The 25,317-nt window shown below is 43.1% G+C and carries 15 protein-coding genes, 11 tRNA genes and 6 rRNA genes; 3 read left to right on the top strand and 29 right to left on the bottom strand.

Annotation, left to right across the window (positions count from 1 at the left end; translation table 11 throughout):
* Complete coding sequence (locus MHI40_RS00535; RefSeq protein ID WP_340761099.1) at positions 1-1,380, bottom strand: sensor histidine kinase; 1,380 nt, start codon at positions 1,378-1,380, stop codon at positions 1-3.
* A complete protein-coding gene (locus MHI40_RS00530) occupies positions 1,377-2,051 on the bottom strand; it encodes a response regulator transcription factor (protein ID WP_340761098.1) in 675 nt (224 codons plus the stop codon). Before MHI40_RS00530 ends, MHI40_RS00535 begins: the two co-directional genes overlap by 4 nt.
* A 378-nt stretch (positions 2,052-2,429) precedes the next feature.
* Between MHI40_RS00530 and MHI40_RS00525 the strand changes: the two genes are divergently transcribed.
* On the top strand, positions 2,430-2,987 hold the full coding sequence (locus MHI40_RS00525) for a GNAT family N-acetyltransferase (protein ID WP_340761097.1): 558 nt from the start codon (positions 2,430-2,432) through the stop codon (positions 2,985-2,987).
* A gap of 208 nt (positions 2,988-3,195) precedes the next feature.
* Here the strand turns inward: MHI40_RS00525 and rrf (MHI40_RS00520) are convergent.
* The 27 genes from rrf (MHI40_RS00520) to cysK all read right to left on the bottom strand — a co-directional run bounded on the left by rrf (MHI40_RS00520) (position 3,196) and on the right by cysK (position 23,209).
* Positions 3,196-3,311: ribosomal RNA gene (gene rrf / locus MHI40_RS00520) — 5S ribosomal RNA — on the bottom strand.
* A 121-nt stretch (positions 3,312-3,432) separates the two neighbouring features.
* Positions 3,433-6,361 (bottom strand): 23S ribosomal RNA (locus MHI40_RS00515).
* Positions 6,362-6,476: 115 nt separating this feature from the next.
* Positions 6,477-6,552, bottom strand: a tRNA-Ala gene (locus tag MHI40_RS00510).
* 17 nt (positions 6,553-6,569) lie between these two features.
* Positions 6,570-6,646, bottom strand: a tRNA-Ile gene (locus tag MHI40_RS00505).
* A 94-nt stretch (positions 6,647-6,740) separates the two neighbouring features.
* A 16S ribosomal RNA gene (locus MHI40_RS00500) occupies positions 6,741-8,294 on the bottom strand.
* A 179-nt stretch (positions 8,295-8,473) separates the two neighbouring features.
* Positions 8,474-8,549 (bottom strand) — tRNA-Ala (locus MHI40_RS00495).
* Positions 8,550-8,561: 12 nt separating this feature from the next.
* Positions 8,562-8,638: transfer RNA gene (locus MHI40_RS00490), tRNA-Pro, on the bottom strand.
* A gap of 5 nt (positions 8,639-8,643) precedes the next feature.
* A tRNA-Arg gene (locus MHI40_RS00485) sits at positions 8,644-8,720 on the bottom strand.
* Between the two features lie 15 nt (positions 8,721-8,735).
* Positions 8,736-8,824 (bottom strand) — tRNA-Leu (locus tag MHI40_RS00480).
* A 15-nt stretch (positions 8,825-8,839) separates the two neighbouring features.
* A tRNA-Gly gene (locus tag MHI40_RS00475) sits at positions 8,840-8,914 on the bottom strand.
* A 17-nt stretch (positions 8,915-8,931) separates the two neighbouring features.
* Positions 8,932-9,016 (bottom strand) — tRNA-Leu (locus MHI40_RS00470).
* Between the two features lie 28 nt (positions 9,017-9,044).
* A tRNA-Lys gene (locus MHI40_RS00465) sits at positions 9,045-9,117 on the bottom strand.
* 8 nt (positions 9,118-9,125) lie between these two features.
* Positions 9,126-9,201 (bottom strand) — tRNA-Thr (locus MHI40_RS00460).
* A 13-nt stretch (positions 9,202-9,214) separates the two neighbouring features.
* Positions 9,215-9,290 (bottom strand) — tRNA-Val (locus MHI40_RS00455).
* 24 nt (positions 9,291-9,314) lie between these two features.
* Positions 9,315-9,430: ribosomal RNA gene (gene rrf, locus MHI40_RS00450) — 5S ribosomal RNA — on the bottom strand.
* Positions 9,431-9,551: 121 nt separating this feature from the next.
* A 23S ribosomal RNA gene (locus MHI40_RS00445) occupies positions 9,552-12,480 on the bottom strand.
* Positions 12,481-12,675: 195 nt separating this feature from the next.
* Positions 12,676-14,229, bottom strand: a 16S ribosomal RNA gene (locus MHI40_RS00440).
* Together the 16S, 23S and 5S rRNA genes with 11 tRNA genes alongside form the textbook arrangement of a ribosomal RNA operon.
* A 444-nt stretch (positions 14,230-14,673) precedes the next feature.
* The gene (gene lysS, locus MHI40_RS00435; protein ID WP_340761096.1) at positions 14,674-16,164 is read right to left on the bottom strand and encodes a lysine--tRNA ligase; all 1,491 of its coding nucleotides are present in this window, start codon (positions 16,162-16,164) and stop codon (positions 14,674-14,676) included.
* 178 nt (positions 16,165-16,342) lie between these two features.
* Entirely contained in the window at positions 16,343-17,368 is a 1,026-nt protein-coding gene (gene dusB, locus MHI40_RS00430; protein ID WP_340764325.1) for a tRNA dihydrouridine synthase DusB, read from the bottom strand.
* Complete coding sequence (locus tag MHI40_RS00425; protein ID WP_093538663.1) at positions 17,368-17,589, bottom strand: helix-turn-helix domain-containing protein; 222 nt, start codon at positions 17,587-17,589, stop codon at positions 17,368-17,370. Before MHI40_RS00425 ends, dusB begins: the two co-directional genes overlap by 1 nt.
* Entirely contained in the window at positions 17,541-18,062 is a 522-nt protein-coding gene (gene folK, locus MHI40_RS00420) for a 2-amino-4-hydroxy-6-hydroxymethyldihydropteridine diphosphokinase (RefSeq protein ID WP_340761095.1), read from the bottom strand. The genes MHI40_RS00425 and folK overlap by 49 nt, the downstream gene beginning before the upstream one ends.
* Positions 18,059-18,424: a dihydroneopterin aldolase gene (gene folB / locus MHI40_RS00415; protein WP_093538661.1), complete on the bottom strand. Its 366-nt coding sequence runs from the start codon at positions 18,422-18,424 to the stop codon at positions 18,059-18,061. The genes folK and folB overlap by 4 nt, the downstream gene beginning before the upstream one ends.
* A gap of 5 nt (positions 18,425-18,429) precedes the next feature.
* Positions 18,430-19,287 (bottom strand): dihydropteroate synthase, encoded by an 858-nt coding sequence (gene folP / locus MHI40_RS00410; protein ID WP_340764323.1) that lies wholly within the window; start codon positions 19,285-19,287, stop codon positions 18,430-18,432.
* Positions 19,287-20,126 carry an aminodeoxychorismate lyase gene (gene pabC / locus MHI40_RS00405; protein ID WP_340761094.1) on the bottom strand — a complete coding sequence of 280 codons (840 nt, stop codon included), beginning with the start codon at positions 20,124-20,126 and terminating at the stop codon, positions 19,287-19,289. Before pabC ends, folP begins: the two co-directional genes overlap by 1 nt.
* Positions 20,127-20,717 carry an aminodeoxychorismate/anthranilate synthase component II gene (pabA, locus tag MHI40_RS00400; RefSeq protein ID WP_093538659.1) on the bottom strand — a complete coding sequence of 197 codons (591 nt, stop codon included), beginning with the start codon at positions 20,715-20,717 and terminating at the stop codon, positions 20,127-20,129.
* Positions 20,714-22,093 carry an anthranilate synthase component I family protein gene (locus MHI40_RS00395; RefSeq protein WP_340764321.1) on the bottom strand — a complete coding sequence of 460 codons (1,380 nt, stop codon included), beginning with the start codon at positions 22,091-22,093 and terminating at the stop codon, positions 20,714-20,716. Before MHI40_RS00395 ends, pabA begins: the two co-directional genes overlap by 4 nt.
* A 192-nt stretch (positions 22,094-22,285) precedes the next feature.
* Complete coding sequence (cysK, locus tag MHI40_RS00390; protein WP_093538658.1) at positions 22,286-23,209, bottom strand: cysteine synthase A; 924 nt, start codon at positions 23,207-23,209, stop codon at positions 22,286-22,288.
* A 265-nt stretch (positions 23,210-23,474) separates the two neighbouring features.
* Here cysK and MHI40_RS00385 point away from each other — a divergent pair, with 265 nt between their 5' ends.
* Positions 23,475-24,275, top strand: coding sequence for an alpha/beta fold hydrolase (locus MHI40_RS00385; RefSeq protein WP_340761093.1), 801 nt, complete (start codon positions 23,475-23,477; stop codon positions 24,273-24,275).
* A 27-nt stretch (positions 24,276-24,302) separates the two neighbouring features.
* Positions 24,303-25,277, top strand: coding sequence for a sensor domain-containing diguanylate cyclase (locus MHI40_RS00380; RefSeq protein ID WP_340761092.1), 975 nt, complete (start codon positions 24,303-24,305; stop codon positions 25,275-25,277).
* Positions 25,278-25,317: the final 40 nt, after the last annotated feature.

Genomic DNA, 25,317 nt, shown 5'->3' with positions numbered 1-25,317 from the left:
TTACAGCTTGTTTAATTGGATAATTACTTTGGTTCCATGAGGTACAACACTTTCAAAAGAAAGAATACCTTCATGTGATTGTATAACTTCCTGAACAATTGCTAGGCCTAGTCCACTTCCCTCAATCTGAGTTGAACGAGCCTCGTCCTCTCTATAAAATCTTTCTGTCCATTGGTTATATTTAGTATGCTTACCTGCACTTCCTGTGTCCTGAACAGTGACAGTTACAAATTCTTCTCTTTCTTCTAAAGCAATATGTATTTCCCCAGAAGAGTGATTATACTTTATAGCATTAGAAATAATATTTTCCCAAACATACTCAAGCATTTCACTATCACCGTATATAATTACAGGTCTTAACTTTATATTAATAGATATCTCTTTTTCATCCAGTAGCCACCTAAATTTTTGAATGACTTGTTTTAACTGAATATCTAGTGAAAAGAATTCTTTTTTTGTACGGCTGTGAGCTTGATCAAATGAAGTAAGAACTAGTAGCTGCTTCATAACATTTGAGAGCCGCTTGGATTCTTGTTGAATAATTGTAACGTACTTTAAATGATCAATCGGGTTTAGATCTCCCTCTTTTAATAAATGAGCATATCCTTGTATATTCAAAAGTGGTGTTTGAAAGTCATGGGATACTCTGGAGATGAATTCCTTTTTGTACCGATCAGTTGCATCCAGTTGCTTGGCCATATTTCGAACGCTATCTGCTAGTTGTCCTATTTCATCTCGCTGATATACCGGTAACTCTGCTTGGAAATCTTCATTAGCTATTTTATTTGTTGCTATCGTCAATTTAGTTAACGGCACAACCATTATTTTAGCCACTACCAACATCGCTATCACACTTAAAATAATCATTATCGCCACTAATCCACCTAATAACAGATGAATTTCATTGAATAAGAATTTAATATTCGGTCGTTGAAATAAGGCATAATTTTCCCCTCCGTAGGTAAACGGGACACCAACCGTATTAGTTAATTCATTTGAAAAATAACCTGTTATAAAAGTTTCTTTAGGAAACTCTCTCATACCATGATAAGTTTCCCCACTTAAAACACTTTCAACAATTGTCTGATCAATCTTCTGAACTCGAAATTCACCCCCGTAAGCTCTTTTAAACCCATTTTCGCCTACGACGTATAACTGATACCCCGTATTGCCTAATGAGTGGAGAAGAGGATCCAGATCACTATTAGACATATTAATACTTTCAACAATTGATCTTGCAACTAATACATTTTTTTCATCATTTTTCTCCTTAAGATTGTGGTGGTAATACGTATTTACTACCATAAATCCCAACGTTCCACTAGCGATCATTATCAACAAGGTCATCCACACGAACTTACTATATAAAGTTTTCATCATATAGACTCTTCCAACTTATAACCCACGCCACGGACAGTAGTAATCTGTACAGCCGTTTCTAGTTTAGTTAGTCGCTCTCTTATCCTTTTTATATGAACACTTAATGTTTGTTCGTCTCCTTCAAAATCAATCCCCCATACTGTTTCTATTAACTGATCTCGAGTAAACACCTGGTTTGGTTTAGAAGCCAACTTAGATAGCAACTCAAACTCTTTTAATGGTAAAACTAAAATTTCCTCTCCCACTAGTACTTCAAAGCTCTTACGATTGATTAACATATTACCAAAGCGGATGTTCACATCGCTTGTTTTATCATACCTTCTTAAAATAGCGCGGATACGAAATAACAATTCCTTAGGTTCAAAAGGTTTTACTAAATAATCATCTGACCCAGCAATATATCCTTTTTCTTTATCTTCTAGTTTTCCTTTTGCTGTTAAAAGCAATACAGGAATATTGTATTGTTCTCGTATTAACCTGGTTAGTTGAAGGCCATCCATAACAGGCATCATGACGTCAATTATTGCGAGATCTGGAAGTTGACGTTCCAACATATGTAATCCCTCTGTTCCATTTACAGCTTTAATAACACGGTACCCAGATTGAGATAAATAAATCGAAATTAGTTCAAGTGTATGAATATCATCGTCTACTGCTAATATTACTGCCACTTTAACCCTCCTATATAAATGTAGTTACTACGTATTGTGTCTGTTTAATTGTAATACAGCAAGTAGTTAGTAGGGAAAATATAGAAGTACTTTAAAATAGACGTAAAAGCCGTTACCATTTTGCTTAGTAACGATTGCTTTTTACTGCCCATCGTACCCTACTCTGACAAGAGAGACCCCGGCTATTATTGGAGACAAAGCTTAACCTCCATTTCCCGGGCTACAAAAGCAGATAGACGGCAGATTTCTTCTATAGAGGAACTGACTGCTGCTAACTTTTCGGGGGAATGTGTAAGGGAAGGGAAAGGATTTTTATAGTAGAATGGGATGATGATACCTACTACTTTACTTCTGACTATAGTTAATGGAGGGGATTAAATGAACATTGAGAAAATATATAGTGATTTACCTACCCTTGAAACAGAACATCTTATTCTTAGAAAAGTCACGAAAGAAGATATTGAGGATATGTATTTGTACGGTTCAGATGAAGAAGTATCTAAGTATGTAACTTGGAATACTCATGAAACAATAGCGGATACAAAAGGTTTTGTTGAATTTGTATTGAATAAATATGAAAATAAGCAGGTGTCACCGTGGGGAATCGAATATAAGGAAAACGGAAAGTTTATCGGGACTATCGATTTTGTTTGGTGGCAACCAAATCATAAAATTGCTGAAATCGGATATGTTATTTCTAAAGACTATTGGGGAAAAGGCCTAACTACTGAAGTAGCAAAGGAATTAGTAAAGTTTGGCTTTGAAGAAATGGATTTGGTTCGTGTTCAAGCAAGGTGTGATGTAGAAAATATTGCTTCAGCACGAGTAATGGAAAAAGCAGGAATGAATTTTGAAGGAATAATTAGAAAAGGTATATTTGTGAAAGGAGAACATCGAGATTTAAAAATGTACTCTATCTTAAAAGAAGAGTTTTAATGATCTCGCTGAAATTCCAGAATGCAGATATATTGCTAACTCACTTGGTGTGCATTTTTATTACAAACAGTATTGGTTCCCACATAATCCATGAACACTAGCTAAGATAAACATTCATTCTATTGTTATAGAATTTGAAAACACACTAAATCATAAATATGTAAAAAGAAGTCGTTACCGATTTTAATCGGTAACGACTTCTTTTAGTGCCCAGCGACGTCCTACTCTCACAGGGGGAAACCCCCAACTACCATCGGCGCTGAAGAGCTTAACTTCCGTGTTCGGTATGGGAACGGGTGTGACCTCTTCGCTATCGTCACTAGACTTGAATACTTTTGAAAGACATCCTTTATTATAACAACTCTGTAGAATAATACAAGAGTTATTTTAAAAAAGTTTTATTCTTTCAAAACTGGATAAACGACATTGTTACGTTAAACAAAATTTGGTTAAGTCCTCGATCGATTAGTATTCGTCAGCTGCACGTGTCGCCACGCTTCCACCCCGAACCTATCTACCTCATCGTCTTTGAGGGATCTTACTTACTTGCGTAATGGGAAATCTCATCTTGAGGGGGGCTTCGTGCTTAGATGCTTTCAGCACTTATCCCGTCCACACATAGCTACCCAGCGATGCTCTTGGCAGAACAACTGGTACACCAGCGGTGTGTCCATCCCGGTCCTCTCGTACTAAGGACAGCTCCTCTCAAATTTCCTACGCCCACGACGGATAGGGACCGAACTGTCTCACGACGTTCTGAACCCAGCTCGCGTACCGCTTTAATGGGCGAACAGCCCAACCCTTGGGACCGACTACAGCCCCAGGATGCGATGAGCCGACATCGAGGTGCCAAACCTCCCCGTCGATGTGGACTCTTGGGGGAGATAAGCCTGTTATCCCCGGGGTAGCTTTTATCCGTTGAGCGATGGCCCTTCCATGCGGAACCACCGGATCACTAAGCCCGTCTTTCGACCCTGCTCGACTTGTAGGTCTCGCAGTCAAGCTCCCTTCTGCCTTTACACTCTTCGAATGATTTCCAACCATTCTGAGGGAACCTTTGGGCGCCTCCGTTACACTTTAGGAGGCGACCGCCCCAGTCAAACTACCCGCCTGACACTGTCTCCTACCCGGGTTACGGGTATGGGTTAGAATTTCAATACAACCAGGGCAGTATCCCACCGACGCCTCCTCCGAAGCTGGCGCTCCGGGCTCTAAGGCTCCTGCCTATCCTGTACAAGTTGCACCAAAATTCAATATCAAGCTATAGTAAAGCTCCACGGGGTCTTTCCGTCCTGTCGCGGGTAACCTGCATCTTCACAGGTACTATAATTTCACCGAGTCTCTCGTTGAGACAGTGCCCAGATCGTTACGCCTTTCGTGCGGGTCGGAACTTACCCGACAAGGAATTTCGCTACCTTAGGACCGTTATAGTTACGGCCGCCGTTTACTGGGGCTTCAATTCGCACCTTCGCTTGCGCTAAGCACTCCTCTTAACCTTCCAGCACCGGGCAGGCGTCAGCCCATATACTTCACCTTACGGTTTTGCATAGACCTGTGTTTTTGCTAAACAGTCGCCTGGGCCTATTCACTGCGGCTCTTCTAGGCTATGAACCCAAAAGAGCACCCCTTCTCCCGAAGTTACGGGGTCATTTTGCCGAGTTCCTTAACGAGAGTTCTCTCGCTCACCTTAGGATTCTCTCCTCGACTACCTGTGTCGGTTTGCGGTACGGGCACCTTTCACCTCGCTAGAGGCTTTTCTTGGCAGTGTGAAATCAGGAACTCTAGACATACGTCCTCGCCATCACAGCTCAATGTTAAAGAATGCGGATTTGCCTACATTCACACCTTACTGCTTGGACATGCATAACCAACAGCATGCTTACCCTATCCTTCTGCGTCCCCCCATTACTCAAACGGTGGTTTGGTGGTACAGGAATATCAACCTGTTATCCATCGCCTACGCCTATCGGCCTCGGCTTAGGTCCCGACTAACCCTGAGCGGACGAGCCTTCCTCAGGAAACCTTAGTCATACGGTGGACGGGATTCTCACCCGTCTTTCGCTACTCATACCGGCATTCTCACTTCTAAGCGCTCCACCAGTCCTTCCGGTCTGACTTCAACGCCCTTAGAACGCTCTCCTACCACTGATACCAAAGGTATCAATCCACAGCTTCGGTGATTTGTTTAGCCCCGATACATTTTCGGCGCAGCGTCACTCGACCAGTGAGCTATTACGCACTCTTTAAATGATGGCTGCTTCTAAGCCAACATCCTGGTTGTCTAAGCAACGCCACATCCTTTTCCACTTAACAAATACTTTGGGACCTTAGCTGGTGGTCTGGGCTGTTTCCCTCTTGACTACGGATCTTATCACTCGCAGTCTGACTCCCAAACATAAATCATTGGCATTCGGAGTTTGTCTGAATTCGGTAACCCGGGATGGGCCCCTAGTCCAAACAGTGCTCTACCTCCAAGATTCTAACGTTTGAGGCTAGCCCTAAAGCTATTTCGGAGAGAACCAGCTATCTCCAGGTTCGATTGGAATTTCTCCGCTACCCACACCTCATCCCCGCACTTTTCAACGTGCGTGGGTTCGGACCTCCAGTAAGTGTTACCTTACCTTCATCCTGGACATGGGTAGATCACCTGGTTTCGGGTCTACGACCACATACTCATTCGCCCTATTCAGACTCGCTTTCGCTGCGGCTCCGTCTTCTCGACTTAACCTTGCATGGGATCGTAACTCGCCGGTTCATTCTACAAAAGGCACGCTATCACCCATTAACGGGCTCTAACTACTTGTAGGCACACGGTTTCAGGATCTATTTCACTCCCCTTCCGGGGTGCTTTTCACCTTTCCCTCACGGTACTGGTTCACTATCGGTCACTAGGTAGTATTTAGCCTTGGGAGATGGTCCTCCCAGATTCCGACGGAATTTCACGTGTTCCGCCGTACTCAGGATACACTCAAGAGAGAATGAATTTTAGACTACGGGGCTTTTACCCTATCCTGCGGACCTTTCCAGATCGCTTCGTCTAACTCATTCCTTTGTAACTCTATGTAGAGTGTCCTACAACCCCAAAAGGCAAGCCTTTTGGTTTGGGCTATTCCCGTTTCGCTCGCCGCTACTCAGGGAATCGAATTTTCTTTCTCTTCCTCCAGGTACTTAGATGTTTCAGTTCCCTGGGTGTGTCTCAGATGCGCTATGTATTCACGCAAATGTACTGCTCCATTACGAACAGTGGGTTTCCCCATTCGGAAATCTCCGGATCAAAGCTCACTTACAGCTCCCCGAAGCATATCGGTGTTAGTGCCGTCCTTCGTCGACTCCTAGTGCCAAGGCATTCACCGTGCGCCCTTATTAACTTAACCTAAAAGTTAAAAAGTCTTACACGTCGTGATTACGTAAATAATCACAACAGAATTTCTTGTTGTTTATTGTTTCAATGTCGTTTTATCCAGTTTTCAAAGAACAAATTAAAATCTTTGGTGGAGCCTAGCGGGATCGAACCGCTGACCTCCTGCGTGCAAGGCAGGCGCTCTCCCAGCTGAGCTAAGGCCCCGAAACAAAAAAAGGGTATGGTGGGCCTAAATGGACTCGAACCATCGACCTCACGCTTATCAGGCGTGCGCTCTAACCAGCTGAGCTATAGGCCCTCTTTGAATTTCCATATATTAATATGAACATTCAAAACTGAACTGCAAAACGTTAAGATACGAATAAAGATTCGTATTCCGATATTATCCTTAGAAAGGAGGTGATCCAGCCGCACCTTCCGATACGGCTACCTTGTTACGACTTCACCCCAATCATCTGTCCCACCTTCGGCGGCTGGCTCCCGTAAGGGTTACCCCACCGACTTCGGGTGTTACAAACTCTCGTGGTGTGACGGGCGGTGTGTACAAGGCCCGGGAACGTATTCACCGTGGCATGCTGATCCACGATTACTAGCGATTCCGGCTTCATGTAGGCGAGTTGCAGCCTACAATCCGAACTGAGAACGGTTTTATGGGATTTGCTCACCCTCGCGGGGTTGCGACCCTCTGTACCGTCCATTGTAGCACGTGTGTAGCCCAGGTCATAAGGGGCATGATGATTTGACGTCATCCCCACCTTCCTCCGGTTTATCACCGGCAGTCACCTTAGAGTGCCCAACTAAATGCTGGCAACTAAGATCAAGGGTTGCGCTCGTTGCGGGACTTAACCCAACATCTCACGACACGAGCTGACGACAACCATGCACCACCTGTCACCGCTGTCCCCGAAGGGAAAAGCCTATCTCTAGGCCGGTCAGCGGGATGTCAAGACCTGGTAAGGTTCTTCGCGTTGCTTCGAATTAAACCACATGCTCCACCGCTTGTGCGGGCCCCCGTCAATTCCTTTGAGTTTCAGTCTTGCGACCGTACTCCCCAGGCGGAGTGCTTAATGCGTTAGCTGCAGCACTAAGGGGCGGAAACCCCCTAACACTTAGCACTCATCGTTTACGGCGTGGACTACCAGGGTATCTAATCCTGTTTGCTCCCCACGCTTTCGCGCCTCAGCGTCAGTTACAGACCAGAAAGCCGCCTTCGCCACTGGTGTTCCTCCAAATCTCTACGCATTTCACCGCTACACTTGGAATTCCGCTTTCCTCTTCTGTACTCAAGTCCCCCAGTTTCCAATGACCTTCCACGGTTGAGCCGTGGGATTTCACATCAGACTTAAAGGACCGCCTGCGCGCGCTTTACGCCCAATAATTCCGGACAACGCTTGCCACCTACGTATTACCGCGGCTGCTGGCACGTAGTTAGCCGTGGCTTTCTAATGAGGTACCGTCAAGGTACGAGCAGTTACTCTCGTACTTGTTCTTCCCTCACAACAGAGTTTTACGATCCGAAAACCTTCTTCACTCACGCGGCATTGCTCCATCAGACTTTCGTCCATTGTGGAAGATTCCCTACTGCTGCCTCCCGTAGGAGTCTGGGCCGTGTCTCAGTCCCAGTGTGGCCGATCACCCTCTCAGGTCGGCTACGCATCGTCGCCTTGGTGAGCCGTTACCTCACCAACTAGCTAATGCGCCGCGGGCCCATCCTGTAGTGACAGCCGAAACCGTCTTTTAACATCTCCCCATGTGAGGAAATGGATTATTCGGTATTAGCCCCGGTTTCCCGGAGTTATCCCAATCTACAGGGCAGGTTGCCCACGTGTTACTCACCCGTCCGCCGCTAAATCAGAAGAAGCAAGCTTCTTCGTCATTCGCTCGACTTGCATGTATTAGGCATGCCGCCAGCGTTCGTCCTGAGCCAGGATCAAACTCTCCATAATAGTTTACTTCCAGTATGCAGAGCACATTGAAAGCGAACAAATTAGAACTAGTTTAAAAGCTCATTTTGTTTTGCTGGCATCATCATTAAATGATGTCCAAAATTGTTTTGCTATCATCCTAACAAGTTAGTTGAAAGCTATGTTTCTTAACGTTTTGCATGTTCAGTTTTCAATGTTCATGGTGGAGCCTAGCGGGATCGAACCGCTGACCTCCTGCGTGCAAGGCAGGCGCTCTCCCAGCTGAGCTAAGGCCCCGAAAATAATAACTGGTCGGGAAGACAGGATTCGAACCTGCGACCCCTTGGTCCCAAACCAAGTGCTCTACCAAGCTGAGCTACTTCCCGTTATATGGTGCGCTCGGCAGGACTCGAACCTGCAACCTCTTGATTCGTAGTCAAGTGCTCTATCCAATTGAGCTACGAGCGCAATGTTTCAAAAAAGTGGTGCCGAGGACCGGAATCGAACCGGTACGGTAGTCACCTACCGCAGGATTTTAAGTCCTGTGCGTCTGCCAGTTCCGCCACCCCGGCACTTTAGTGAATCTTTGGAGCGGAAGACGAGGTTCGAACTCGCGACCCCCACCTTGGCAAGGTGGTGTTCTACCACTGAACTACTTCCGCTCGGTTATTAAATTAAATGGTGCGGGTGAAGGGAGTCGAACCCCCACGCCTTGCGGCGCTAGATCCTAAGTCTAGTGCGTCTGCCAGTTCCGCCACACCCGCAAAAAATATAATTCACTATAAAAAGTGATGAGCCATGTAGGATTCGAACCTACGACCCTCTGATTAAAAGTCAGATGCTCTACCAACTGAGCTAATGGCTCGAAAAAAGTGGTGCCGGAGAAAGGACTTGAACCCTCAACCTACTGATTACAAGTCAGTTGCTCTACCAGTTGAGCTACTCCGGCAGGAGTAAATATATGGTGGAGGATGACGGGCTCGAACCGCCGACCCTCTGCTTGTAAGGCAGATGCTCTCCCAGCTGAGCTAATCCTCCATGGGATATATAATTTTATTGCAAGCCCAGCGACGTCCTACTCTCACAGGGGGAAACCCCCAACTACCATCGGCGCTGAAGAGCTTAACTTCCGTGTTCGGTATGGGAACGGGTGTGACCTCTTCGCTATCGTCACTAGACTTGAATACTTTTGAAAGACATCCTTTATTATAACAACTCTGTAGAATAATACAAGAGTTATTTTAAAAAAGTTTTATTCTTTCAAAACTGGATAAACGACATTGTTACGTTAAACAAAATTTGGTTAAGTCCTCGATCGATTAGTATTCGTCAGCTGCACGTGTCGCCACGCTTCCACCCCGAACCTATCTACCTCATCGTCTTTGAGGGATCTTACTTACTTGCGTAATGGGAAATCTCATCTTGAGGGGGGCTTCGTGCTTAGATGCTTTCAGCACTTATCCCGTCCACACATAGCTACCCAGCGATGCTCTTGGCAGAACAACTGGTACACCAGCGGTGTGTCCATCCCGGTCCTCTCGTACTAAGGACAGCTCCTCTCAAATTTCCTACGCCCACGACGGATAGGGACCGAACTGTCTCACGACGTTCTGAACCCAGCTCGCGTACCGCTTTAATGGGCGAACAGCCCAACCCTTGGGACCGACTACAGCCCCAGGATGCGATGAGCCGACATCGAGGTGCCAAACCTCCCCGTCGATGTGGACTCTTGGGGGAGATAAGCCTGTTATCCCCGGGGTAGCTTTTATCCGTTGAGCGATGGCCCTTCCATGCGGAACCACCGGATCACTAAGCCCGTCTTTCGACCCTGCTCGACTTGTAGGTCTCGCAGTCAAGCTCCCTTCTGCCTTTACACTCTTCGAATGATTTCCAACCATTCTGAGGGAACCTTTGGGCGCCTCCGTTACACTTTAGGAGGCGACCGCCCCAGTCAAACTACCCGCCTGACACTGTCTCCTACCCGGGTTACGGGTATGGGTTAGAATTTCAATACAACCAGGGCAGTATCCCACCGACGCCTCCTCCGAAGCTGGCGCTCCGGGCTCTAAGGCTCCTGCCTATCCTGTACAAGTTGCACCAAAATTCAATATCAAGCTATAGTAAAGCTCCACGGGGTCTTTCCGTCCTGTCGCGGGTAACCTGCATCTTCACAGGTACTATAATTTCACCGAGTCTCTCGTTGAGACAGTGCCCAGATCGTTACGCCTTTCGTGCGGGTCGGAACTTACCCGACAAGGAATTTCGCTACCTTAGGACCGTTATAGTTACGGCCGCCGTTTACTGGGGCTTCAATTCGCACCTTCGCTTGCGCTAAGCACTCCTCTTAACCTTCCAGCACCGGGCAGGCGTCAGCCCATATACTTCACCTTACGGTTTTGCATAGACCTGTGTTTTTGCTAAACAGTCGCCTGGGCCTATTCACTGCGGCTCTTCTAGGCTATGAACCCAAAAGAGCACCCCTTCTCCCGAAGTTACGGGGTCATTTTGCCGAGTTCCTTAACGAGAGTTCTCTCGCTCACCTTAGGATTCTCTCCTCGACTACCTGTGTCGGTTTGCGGTACGGGCACCTTTCACCTCGCTAGAGGCTTTTCTTGGCAGTGTGAAATCAGGAACTCTAGACATACGTCCTCGCCATCACAGCTCAATGTTAAAGAATGCGGATTTGCCTACATTCACACCTTACTGCTTGGACATGCATAACCAACAGCATGCTTACCCTATCCTTCTGCGTCCCCCCATTACTCAAACGGTGGTTTGGTGGTACAGGAATATCAACCTGTTATCCATCGCCTACGCCTATCGGCCTCGGCTTAGGTCCCGACTAACCCTGAGCGGACGAGCCTTCCTCAGGAAACCTTAGTCATACGGTGGACGGGATTCTCACCCGTCTTTCGCTACTCATACCGGCATTCTCACTTCTAAGCGCTCCACCAGTCCTTCCGGTCTGACTTCAACGCCCTTAGAACGCTCTCCTACCACTGATACCAAAGGTATCAATCCACAGCTTCGGTGATTTGTTTAGCCCCGATACATTTTCGGCGCAGCGTCACTCGACCAGTGAGCTATTACGCACTCTTTAAATGATGGCTGCTTCTAAGCCAACATCCTGGTTGTCTAAGCAACGCCACATCCTTTTCCACTTAACAAATACTTTGGGACCTTAGCTGGTGGTCTGGGCTGTTTCCCTCTTGACTACGGATCTTATCACTCGCAGTCTGACTCCCAAACATAAATCATTGGCATTCGGAGTTTGTCTGAATTCGGTAACCCGGGATGGGCCCCTAGTCCAAACAGTGCTCTACCTCCAAGATTCTAACGTTTGAGGCTAGCCCTAAAGCTATTTCGGAGAGAACCAGCTATCTCCAGGTTCGATTGGAATTTCTCCGCTACCCACACCTCATCCCCGCACTTTTCAACGTGCGTGGGTTCGGACCTCCAGTAAGTGTTACCTTACCTTCATCCTGGACATGGGTAGATCACCTGGTTTCGGGTCTACGACCACATACTCATTCGCCCTATTCAGACTCGCTTTCGCTGCGGCTCCGTCTTCTCGACTTAACCTTGCATGGGATCGTAACTCGCCGGTTCATTCTACAAAAGGCACGCTATCACCCATTAACGGGCTCTAACTACTTGTAGGCACACGGTTTCAGGATCTATTTCACTCCCCTTCCGGGGTGCTTTTCACCTTTCCCTCACGGTACTGGTTCACTATCGGTCACTAGGTAGTATTTAGCCTTGGGAGATGGTCCTCCCAGATTCCGACGGAATTTCACGTGTTCCGCCGTACTCAGGATACACTCAAGAGAGAATGAATTTTAGACTACGGGGCTTTTACCCTATCCTGCGGACCTTTCCAGATCGCTTCGTCTAACTCATTCCTTTGTAACTCTATGTAGAGTGTCCTACAACCCCAAAAGGCAAGCCTTTTGGTTTGGGCTATTCCCGTTTCGCTCGCCGCTACTCAGGGAATCGAATTTTCTTTCTCTTCCTCCAGGTACTTAGATGTTTCAGTTCCCTGGGTGTGTCTCAGATGCGCTATGTATTCACGCAAATGTACTGCTCCATTACGAACAGTGGGTTTCCCCATTCGGAAATCTCCGGATCAAAGCTCACTTACAGCTCCCCGAAGCATATCGGTGTTAGTGCCGTCCTTCGTCGACTCCTAGTGCCAAGGCATTCACCGTGCGCCCTTATTAACTTAACCTAAAAGTTAAAAAGTCTTACACGTCGTGATTACGTAAATAATCACAACAGAATTTCTTGTTGTTTATTGTTTCAATGTCGTTTTATCCAGTTTTCAAAGAACAAGCGTTGAATCTTCATATAAAATGAACATTCAAAACTGAACTGCAAAACGTTAAGATACGAATAAAGATTCGTATTCCGATATTATCCTTAGAAAGGAGGTGATCCAGCCGCACCTTCCGATACGGCTACCTTGTTACGACTTCACCCCAATCATCTGTCCCACCTTCGGCGGCTGGCTCCCGTAAGGGTTACCCCACCGACTTCGGGTGTTACAAACTCTCGTGGTGTGACGGGCGGTGTGTACAAGGCCCGGGAACGTATTCACCGTGGCATGCTGATCCACGATTACTAGCGATTCCGGCTTCATGTAGGCGAGTTGCAGCCTACAATCCGAACTGAGAACGGTTTTATGGGATTTGCTCACCCTCGCGGGGTTGCGACCCTCTGTACCGTCCATTGTAGCACGTGTGTAGCCCAGGTCATAAGGGGCATGATGATTTGACGTCATCCCCACCTTCCTCCGGTTTATCACCGGCAGTCACCTTAGAGTGCCCAACTAAATGCTGGCAACTAAGATCAAGGGTTGCGCTCGTTGCGGGACTTAACCCAACATCTCACGACACGAGCTGACGACAACCATGCACCACCTGTCACCGCTGTCCCCGAAGGGAAAAGCCTATCTCTAGGCCGGTCAGCGGGATGTCAAGACCTGGTAAGGTTCTTCGCGTTGCTTCGAATTAAACCACATGCTCCACCGCTTGTGCGGGCCCCCGTCAATTCCTTTGAGTTTCAGTCTTGCGACCGTACTCCCCAGGCGGAGTGCTTAATGCGTTAGCTGCAGCACTAAGGGGCGGAAACCCCCTAACACTTAGCACTCATCGTTTACGGCGTGGACTACCAGGGTATCTAATCCTGTTTGCTCCCCACGCTTTCGCGCCTCAGCGTCAGTTACAGACCAGAAAGCCGCCTTCGCCACTGGTGTTCCTCCAAATCTCTACGCATTTCACCGCTACACTTGGAATTCCGCTTTCCTCTTCTGTACTCAAGTCCCCCAGTTTCCAATGACCTTCCACGGTTGAGCCGTGGGATTTCACATCAGACTTAAAGGACCGCCTGCGCGCGCTTTACGCCCAATAATTCCGGACAACGCTTGCCACCTACGTATTACCGCGGCTGCTGGCACGTAGTTAGCCGTGGCTTTCTAATGAGGTACCGTCAAGGTACGAGCAGTTACTCTCGTACTTGTTCTTCCCTCACAACAGAGTTTTACGATCCGAAAACCTTCTTCACTCACGCGGCATTGCTCCATCAGACTTTCGTCCATTGTGGAAGATTCCCTACTGCTGCCTCCCGTAGGAGTCTGGGCCGTGTCTCAGTCCCAGTGTGGCCGATCACCCTCTCAGGTCGGCTACGCATCGTCGCCTTGGTGAGCCGTTACCTCACCAACTAGCTAATGCGCCGCGGGCCCATCCTGTAGTGACAGCCGAAACCGTCTTTTAACATCTCCCCATGTGAGGAAATGGATTATTCGGTATTAGCCCCGGTTTCCCGGAGTTATCCCAATCTACAGGGCAGGTTGCCCACGTGTTACTCACCCGTCCGCCGCTAAATCAGAAGAAGCAAGCTTCTTCGTCATTCGCTCGACTTGCATGTATTAGGCATGCCGCCAGCGTTCGTCCTGAGCCAGGATCAAACTCTCCATAATAGTTTACTTCCAGTATGCAGAGCACATTGAAAGCGAACAAATTAGAACTAGTTTAAAAGCTCATTTTGTTTTGCTGGCATCATCATTAAATGATGTCCAAAATTGTTTTGCTATCATCCTAACAAGTTAGTTGAAAGCTATGTTTCTTAACGTTTTGCATGTTCAGTTTTCAATGTTCATGTTGTTGTAATGTCGTTTTGGCGACTTTAATATCATATCAAATCCTGATATCGTTGTCAACAACTTTATTTAATTTGTTTTTCGTGTAAGTCACTAATGAAAATGACAACTTGATAACTATACCACCTGCAAAACGTTCTGACAAGTGGTTTTCTTAAATTTTATTTAAAAACTTCTAACGACTATTCTACACACAATATATAGTATAAATATAAAAAGTGAGCCACTACTAATAGTAGTAACTCGCTTTTTATAATATCTATCTTAATCTTTATGACGCATTGTCGGAAATAATAGTACATCGCGAATAGAGGCTGAGTTAGTTAATAACATCACTAATCTATCTATACCAATACCTAGACCACCTGTTGGCGGCATTCCATACTCAAGCGCTTCTAAGAAATCTTCATCCATTTCATGCGCTTCGTCATTACCAGCTTCTTTTTCTACCATTTGTGCTTCGAAGCGCTGACGTTGATCAATAGGATCATTTAACTCTGTAAAAGCATTCGCATGCTCACGACGGACGATGAATAATTCAAAACGATCAGTAAAGCGGCCGTCTTCTGGATTTTTCTTCGCAAGTGGTGATACTTCTACTGGGTGACCAAAGATAAATGTCGGTTGCACCAGTGTTTCTTCTACTTTTTGTTCGAAGAATTCATTTAATACATGTCCTACTTCCATAGATGGTCTTACATCTACTCCGTGCTCCTTAGCTAAAGCGTGCGCCTCTTCCTTTGTAAGCTCTGCCCAGAAGTCAACACCCGTAGTTTCTTTTACCGCATCAGCCATATGCCAACGTCTCCAACCCGGCGCAAGATTAATCTGATCTTCCCCGTAAGTTACCGTAGTTGTCCCTAAAACATCTTGCGCTACATGAGCAACTAAGTTTTCCGTTAGATTCATAATATCATTATAGTCTGCATAAGCTTCATACAATTCAATCATCGTAAACTCTGGGTTATGGCGTGTAGATACTCCTTCGTTACGGAATACACGACCAATTTCATAGACTTTCTCTAATCCACCTACGATAAGGCGTTTTAAATGTAATTCAATTGCGATACGCATATATAATTCCATATCTAACGCATTATGATGCGTTATGAAGGGACGAGCTGCTGCTCCACCTGCTATTGTATGTAACATTGGTGTTTCCACCTCTAAGTAGCCTTCGTTATCTAAGTAACGACGCATAGCACGAATAATACGACTTCTCGTTATAAATGTATTTTTACTTTCTTCACTAGTCATTAGATCTAAATAACGTTGACGATAACGTTGTTCGACATCTTTTAAGCCATGGAATTTCTCCGGCATCGGTCGTAGAGATTTAGTTAAGAATGTGAACTCAGTTGCTTTTACAGATAGCTCTCCAACTTGTGTACGGAATACATTTCCACGTATACCCACTATATCTCCTAAATCAGCTGTATTAAATAACTCATAAGCGTCATCACCAATAGCATCTTTACGTACATAAATTTGAATTTGGCCACCAAGATCCTGAATATGCGCAAATCCTGCTTTTCCTTTTCCACGCTTCGTCATAATTCTACCAGCAATAATCACTTCATGTAGTGTTTCTTCTAATTGTTCTTTTGTAAATTGATCAAACTCAGTAACTACTTCATTACTTAAATGTGAACGTACGAATTTACTACCAAAAGCATCTAGCCCTTTTTCTTGTATTGAAGCCATCTTTTGTCTTCTCACCAAAAGTTGATCGTTTAATTCTTCCATATTAGACATGTTCGTCACTCCTCCACTATCTATTATCCGTAATTACTTTTTCACGTTGCATTTATTGTACACAATTTCTGCATTCTAATCATCTTTTTCTAATATAAGAATACTTTTTCTATTATTCTGATTATGGTTTTAAACGGAAAAAGCTGCCACCTATAGTGACAGCCCTTTGGTTTATCGATTAAATCAGGATAGATTCTGCAGCCTCATATTCTTTAGAAGACTCTTCTGCAAAGTAACGTAAATAGTCTTTTAACTCTTGTGCAGATTCAGTTTGATTAATCTTGTTTCTTGCTATACCATTGCCCCGAATACCTTTTAAGTACCAAGATGCATGTTTGCGCATTTCTCTAACCGCAATATTTTCACCTTTTAGGTCCATTAAACGTTCAAAATGCAGTAAGCATATGTCCATCTTTTCTTGTACAGTTGGTTCTGGTTTTAACAGACCCGATTCCAAGTACTCTACTGTACGGTAAATCATCCACGGATCACCTAGCGCAGCACGACCAATCATAACTGCATCTACACCTGTCTCATCTAGCATACGTTTTGCATCTTGAGGTGTATTTACGTCACCATTTCCGATAACAGGAATATTCACTGCCTCTTTCACTTGACGTATTAAATCCCAGTTTGCATGTCCTTCATACATTTGGACGCGTGTACGACCATGGACAGCTACTGCTGATCCGCCAGCGCGTTCTATAGCTTGGGCATTTTCCACCATATATAGATGTTCTTCATCCCAACCAGTACGCATTTTCACACTTACTGGTTTTTTAACGTTATCTACTACCGCTGCAACCATTTCATAAATCTTGTTAGGATCCAAAAGCATTCTAGCTCCGGCCTCACATTTAATGATTTTGTTTACAGGACAACCCATATTGATATCAATGATATCCGCTGACGTGTTTTGGTCAACATACTTAGCTGCTTCTACAAGAGTTTCTTTTTCTCCACCAAAAATCTGAAGTGATAGTGGATTTTCACGCTCGTCAATATAAAGCATACTCAAGGTTCTTTCGTTTTTCTGTACAATCCCTTTATCCGAGATCATCTCAGCGTATACTAAGCCAGCTCCGAATTCCTTTACAGTCAATCGAAATGCTGAATTACAAATACCAGCCATTGGTGCTAATACTACTCGATTATCCATTATGTGATTACCTATTTTAAATGGTTTTGTCGATGCATTTGCCATCATTGTTCACCTACCTTTGTTTCTCCTTTTAATTCTTCTACTTGTATATGAAGTATAGAGGCAATCTTTTCTAATTGCTCCTCACTCGGAATTCGTTTACCCTGCTCAATTTGACCAAGTATAGACACAGACATTTCCATTTCTTTTGCAAGTTCAACCTGCTTCACCATTTTTAACCTACGAAATGCACGAATGCGCCGACCCCATCGAATGTTCTCCATAAATGGACGCCTTCTTTCTGAACTTGCGCAGCATCTGCTATTAACTGCTTAGATTGCGGATCTACTAAATCCGCTTGTAATTCCACAAGTGGTATAAGCACGAAGCCTCTTTCCATCATCCGTGGATGTGGGATAATAAGGTCCTCCGTTTTCATATTCTCTTTATTATACAACAAAATGTCAAGGTCTACAGTTCGGGGGCCCCAATGGATTTCTCGAGTTCGCCCTAATTGTGCCTCTATCTCATTACACTTTTTTAATATTTCATGTGGACTACATAACGTTTCAATCTCTACTACCATATTCAAAAATGCAGCCTGATCCTCATACCCCACCGGGTCTGTTTCATAAACCGAAGATACTTTGACTACATTCACTCCTTCTACTTGCTGCAACAACCGCACTGCTTGCTGAAGGAACTCCAAACGATTTCCTATGTTTGATCCTAGCGATATAAATACAGTATTCATCATAATGTACCTCTAGTAATATCGACGGCCACAGAAGCATAATGTCCAACAATCGGGGGATTCGGTTTTACTAATTGGATACGGCAGCCACTAACCTTCTCTGCATATTCTTGTAAGATAGATGTAGCGACTTTTTCTGCAACTGCTTCTATTAATAAATACGGTTTACCTTCTACTATTCCTTTGCATAGCTCAAAGACCTCTGCATAGTTTACAGTTTCCTCTAAATTGTCGGTTTCACCCGCTTTTTTCAAATCACATGCTAACGTGATGGTTACTCTAAATATTTGACCTAACTTTGTTTCCTCTGGCAATGCTCCGTGAAATCCGTAAAATTCTAAGTCATTCAAATGTATGTAATCCATTTATATTACGCCTCACTTTCCTTATATTTCACTTTTCCAGTCAATACATCCATCATTTTCGTCATACGAGTTATTTCTTTTACATCATGTACTCGCACCAAATGACACCCAACTTGAACACCATAACAAACTGTTGCTCCAGTACCTTCCATTCGTTCATCGACAGGAAGATTTAAAACGTTGCCGATTAATCGTTTACGAGACGTTGCCAATAATACAGGGTAACCCATCTCAACTAAATCACTTAAATGCTGTATCATCCAGATGTTTTGAGTAGTTGATTTGGCGAAACCAATACCCGGATCCAACCATATATGCTCGTCTGGAACTCCAGCTGCTTTCGTTATTTGAATACTCTCTTCTAAATCTTGTTTTGCTTCTGACCAGAAATCAGTATACTCTTCATTGTCTCTATTGTGCATCAATATTATCGGAACTCCATGATCAGCTGCAACTTTTGCTATTTCAGGGTCTCTCTTAGCTCCCCAAATATCATTTATCACATGTGCACCCGCAAGTACTGCAGCTTTTGCAACTGCAGATTTATATGTATCAATCGAGATTACTGTATTTACTTCTGCTCTTATCGCTTGAATGACAGGAACAACACGAGCAATTTCCTCATCATCTGAAATACGGGTATAGCCAGGTCTTGTAGATTCACCGCCAATATCTATTATTTTGGCACCATCAGCAACCATTTGTTTCGCTCTTGCAACAGCAGTTTCTATTTCGTTAAACTTTCCACCGTCTGAAAAAGAGTCAGGAGTAATATTTAATATACCCATCACAATCGTTTCCTTCTGAAAGTCTAACGCAACTCCACCAGCTTCAAACTTGCCACTATTTTTGTGTAAATTCATCATTCGATCCCTTCTTGCTGTATGCATCTTTTATAGCTATCATGTAACGCCTTATAAACTGGTCCCGCATTACCCCAAAACTGGATTTTCCCCAATTGCTTAATCGGTATTATTTCCTGTACCGCATTAGTGATAAATACTTCATCCGCCTTTTCTAATTCATCCTTTGTGAAGAAACCTTCTTCTACTTCAAATAAAGAACAGTTTCTCACCCACTCACGTGTCGTACCCGCTAAAATACCCGTTTGTAAAGATGGAGTATACAACTTCCCATTAGTGGACCAAAAAATGTTCGATGTTATTCCCTCTGCTACAAATCCATCTACCGTTAGGAAAAAACCTTCACAAGAAGCTAGCGACTCTAACTCGAATCTAGCTTGTACGTTATTCGCATAGTGGTGGGATTTATGACGCACACCACTTTCAGGAGTATTTCTAACTGTCTCTAGCCAGATAGCAGATTTCTCTGTGCCCCTAGGTGCAATTTGCAATGCTTTACGATATAAAATTACTGTCGGCTTCTTATAATACGAAGGTTGCAAACCAATGTCGTGGGGACCAGCCGAAATATTCAACCGAAAATAGCCATCCTCCCCATGATTCGCTTCTGTAAGTGCTGCTACCGCTGCAATTAGCTCCTGTTCTTTATAGGGCAACTCTATTCGGAAGTCGGAAAGTGCCCGGCATAAACGATTCCAGTGCGCATCCCATAAAAAAACTTTTCCATTGTATGTACGAAACGTTTCAAAAAAGCCAAGTCCATATAAAAAGCCATGATCATATGCCGATACCATTAGTTCGTCTGCGCGGTAAAGTCTTCCATCTTTCCATGCATCCATTTAATGACTCTCCTTAGCGGTAAAGTTATACGTTTCAACAAAGTTACGGATGATTTTTTTACCCTCTTCGGTCATGATTGACTCCGGATGGTATTGAACTCCCTCTACAGCATACTTTTTATGACGAAGTCCCATTATTTCCCCTTCTTCTGTCCAAGCGGTAATCTCCAAACAGTCCGGTAATGATTCTCTTTCCACAAGTAAGGAATGGTACCTTGTCGCCTGAAAAGGATTTGGCATATCGCTATTCACACCAGTTTCGTCATGGAAAACTGGAGAAACTTTCCCATGCATCAATCGTTCGGCACGTATAACCTTCCCTCCAAATGCTTGTCCAATAGCCTGGTGACCTAAACAAACACCCAGAATAGGAATCTTCCCTGCAAAATACGTAATTACCTCCAAACTAATACCAGCTTCATTTGGTGTACATGGTCCAGGCGACACAACAATGACTTGAGGGTCCAGTTCTAGAATATTCTCTATAGTTATTTCGTCATTACGAACCACCTTTACTTCAATTTCTAACTCTCCTATATATTGAACGAGATTATAAGTAAAAGAATCATAGTTATCAATCATTAAGATCATTTGTACCCTCCTTCTGCCATAGCCTTCGCCTGCCACACTGCTTTTGCTTTGTTTAATGATTCCGCATATTCCGCGCTCGGTACCGAGTCAATGACAATGCCAGCACCAGCTTGTATATGAGCCATCCGATCTTGAATAAATGCAGTGCGTATTACAATATTAAATTCTAAATCTCCGGAAAATCCTAACCACCCAATTGACCCTGTATAAAGCCCTCTACGCACTGGCTCTAGCTCTTCGATTATTTCCATCGTCCGAATTTTAGGCGCACCGGTTATCGTACCTCCAGGGAACATTGCACGAATGATCTCTTTATTGGATGTACCAGATTGAAGTGTCCCTTTTACATTAGAGACAATATGCATCACATGAGAGTATTTTTCTATAACCATAAACTCATCCACTTCCACTGTTCCATAGGACGAAACACGGCCAAGGTCATTTCGCTCCAAGTCGACAAGCATCACATGCTCCGCACGCTCTTTTTCATTTTCAATCAATTCATTTGCTAACAAGATATCTTCCGAGTCACTTTTCCCCCGTGGTCTTGTTCCAGCAATTGGTCTAGTAGATAACTCAGTCCCCTTTTTCTTTACTAATAATTCGGGGGATCCTGAGACAATTGAGAACTCTGGTGCTTGTATATAAGCCATATAAGGAGAAGGGTTGAATGCACGCAATGCTTCATACATCTCTATTGGACTTACTTTCAATTGTTTCGATTGTCTGACAGATAAGTTAACCTGGAAAACGTCACCTTGCGCTATGTATTGTTGAACTTTCAATACGGCAGATTCAAACTCACTTGAGCTAACCGACACCTTTAACTCAGCTGGGTCTTCCGCTACTTCCATTGCAGAACCAGGATGAAACTTCCTTAAATCCATTCCCTTTTCAGCAGCTTCCATATACTCTTGCTTTAGTTCCATTAAATCTACATCACAAGTAGAGAGCTTCATTAACGTGACCACTTCTGTTTTTATATCTAATACTGCCCAACAATCGTATAGATGGAAATAGATATCTGGAATATGTAAATCATTCTCAGCCAAATCCGGTAAAACTTCTATCTTCCTTGCATAATCATAACTAATAAAACCAATAGCTCCACCTTGATAGTCGGGTAGATTTTGCTGAAAAGGCAACTTATATTCAGAAACTAGTTTTTCTAACTCCTCTAGTGCCTCTCCTTCACGAACTTCCCTTTCTCCACTTCTCCAATGAATCTGCAAGCCATTTTCTACTGACTTTGCTATAGCTATAGGATTCCAAGCTGCAACAGATAAGTGACCACCCCTGCCACTCTCTAAAAACACGTTATATGGTTGCTCTTTTGTTAACATTTTATAAGCATAGAAAAAAGTTTCCTTTGTCATATGAAAGGTATGTGTCTCTAGTTTGATATTCACTTTCTCAAATCCCCCTATAAACGATTTGATTTCATCTTAACTTGAAACTACTCCTTTTCGCCACTAAGAAAATAATTGAAACTATTTATAAAATAGAAATACAAAAAAAAGAGGAAGCATTAACTGCTCCCTCTCTTCATATTTTCTACCTATTTGTTATTAATCTTCGAATTTGTATAAAGGTGTGCTTAAGTAACGCTCTCCATTATCCGGAACAATCGCTAATACCTTTTTCCCTTTTCCAAGTTCTTTAGCAAGTTGAAGGGCTGCATAAATTGCTGCACCTGCAGAAACTCCACCAAGAATACCTTCTAGTTTTGCTACTTCACGAGAAGTGGCATATGCATCGTCATTCGTTACTTGAATGATTGAGTCATAAAGCTTTGTATCCAGAACTTCTGGTATAAATCCTGCACCAATACCTTGAATTTTATGAGGGCCTGGTTTACCACCAGATAATATATTTGAATCAGTTGGCTCTACTGCAGCAATATGGATACCTGGGAAGTTTTCTTTTAACACTCCACCTGCTCCTGTAATTGTTCCACCAGTACCAATACCTGATACAAATCCATCTAATTGATCGAATGCCTCTACGATTTCAGGACCAGTTGTTAAGCGATGGATTTCTGGATTTGCTCCATTATTGAATTGTTGGGGCATAAACCAACCATTTTCTTTTGCAAGCTCTTCCGCTTTTGCAATAGCACCCTTCATACCGTCAGCACCTGGAGTTAATACAAGGTCCGCTCCGTAAGCGCGAAGTAGGTTTCTACGCTCTAAGCTCATAGTATCAGGCATAACTAATACAGCATTATAGCCTTTTGCTGCCGCTATCATAGCAAGACCAATCCCTGTGTTACCACTTGTAGGCTCTATAATTGTGCCATTTTCTTTTAACTTACCTTCTTTTTCAGCAGCTTGAATCATGGCCATTGCGATACGATCCTTTACACTACTCCCTGGATTAAAGTATTCAAGTTTTACATATACTTCAGCATCTTCAGGGTTTCCTACACGGTTTAATTTTACGATTGGTGTATTTCCGATCAAATCCAATACAGATTGCGCTAACTTCGTCATTTCTCCACTCCCAATCCCTACTTGTCTAATAGGTTTTATTTCTTAATCATACCAATGATTCAGTGAAAATGTCAATAAATTTACATTCAATATTTCTGAATATTCCATCATGTAAATTTATCCATATTATCATTTAAGCGATAGAATACTAAAAGTAACTCGTGTATAATTGATTATTTACAATGATTATACTTCGGAGAATTTTTTGTGCAAACGTCAACTTAAATTTAATGAAAACAAATCTAAGATGATCGGGGTTTTTTTAATGAATAATATACTAGTTAGAAATAATGTGAAAATTTTAGGTGAAGGCGACCGTACTATTATATTCGCACATGGTTTTGGATGCGATCAAAATATGTGGAGATATATTACACCATTTTTTGAAAAAAATTATCAAATAATCTTGTTTGATCATGTAGGGTCAGGAAATTCAGATTTAACTGCGTATGATTTCGAAAAGTACAGCACACTCCATGGCTACGCTCAGGACGTTTTAGACATTCTGGAAACACTCAAATTAAAGAATGTTATATTTATCGGACATTCGGTCAGTTCCATGATTGGCATGCTTGCATCTATTGAACGCCCTGAATACTTCAGTAAAATGATAATGATTGGACCTTCTCCTTGCTATATCAATAAGGGGGACATATATCATGGTGGGTTCGAAGAAAAGGATGTCCTAGAACTACTCACTATGATGGAGATGAATTATTTTAGTTGGGCCAGCTTTATGGCACCTCTCGGTATGAAAAACCCTGACGTCCCTGCACTAACAGAAGAACTTGAAAAGAGCTTTACTCGATCAAATCCTTTAATAACTAGACAATTCGCTGAGACTACTTTCTTTTCTGACCATCGTGCAGATTTAGATAAAGTAACAACACCTACGTTAATAATGCAATGTTCTGATGACAGTATCGTACCTCTAGTAGTAGGCAATTATTTACACGAGCATATGAAGAATAGTACGCTTTACTTAATGGAAGCTAAGGGGCATTACCCTCACCTTAGCCATCCCAAAGAAACGATTAGTTATATAAATAATTTTCTATTGACTTAAATATTTGAATTGGAAGGATGTACTTTGATGGATAAGAGATTGTATAGTTTGCCGTGTGGTTACATTTCCATGACCCCGCAAGGAATAATTTTAGATGTAAATAGAACATTCCTTGAGATGGGAAACTACACACAAGACAATTTAATCTCCCATCATATTGAATCTATTATGTCCGTTGCCAATAAATTATTGTTCCACTCCTGTTTTTATCCTTTTATCCAACTAAATGGATATGTGGATGAAATATATTTTAACTTAAAAGGAAGTAATGGTACAGATATTCCAGTATTATTTAACGGGAAATATTATGAGGAAACTGATGTTGTAGATTGTATTTTTGTACATATGGGTAGACGAATAGATTATGAACAAGAAATACGTAAAGCTAAAATACTGGTAGAGGAAGCCTATCGTGAGAAAAATGTCGCTTTAGTAAAAATGGAAGAACTACATCTTGAGCTTGAGCATAAGCAAATAGAATTACTAAAACTAAATAATAAGCTCGAGATACTTTCCATTACCGACGGACTTACAGGTTTAAAAAACCGCAGATGCTTCATTGAAAAACTAGATGAATACTTAGTGCAATATAAACAAACCAATTGCCTCTTTTCACTGTTAATATTAGATATTGATCATTTTAAATCGGTCAATGATACACATGGACATCTTATAGGCGATGAGGTTTTAATACAATTAGCTAAGCTATTGGCGGATTTTTTCCCAAAAGACTATACGATCGCTCGATATGGTGGTGAGGAATTCGTTGTAATTTTGCCTTTGAGAAATGAGGAAGAGTCTTTAAAAGAAGCAGAGCTATTAAGAAGTACCATTCAATTTGCTAAATGGGAGATCATGAAAATTACCGTGAGTATTGGTGTAGCGACTAGTAATCCTATGGATACAACCTCTTCTATTATGGCACATGCAGATAAAGCACTCTATTCTTCTAAGGAACGCGGAAGGAATAAAGTGACACACGCTACTTTTCATATCATCTAAATTAGAAAAGACCATCTTTATTATAAAAGATGGTCTCTAA

The organism is Psychrobacillus sp. FSL H8-0510, from assembly GCF_038008345.1.
GTDB classification, from domain to species: Bacteria; Bacillota; Bacilli; order Bacillales_A; family Planococcaceae; genus Psychrobacillus; species Psychrobacillus psychrotolerans.
The sequence above is the reverse complement of the archived record's forward strand: the minus strand, read 5'-3'. Positions and strand labels throughout refer to the sequence as shown.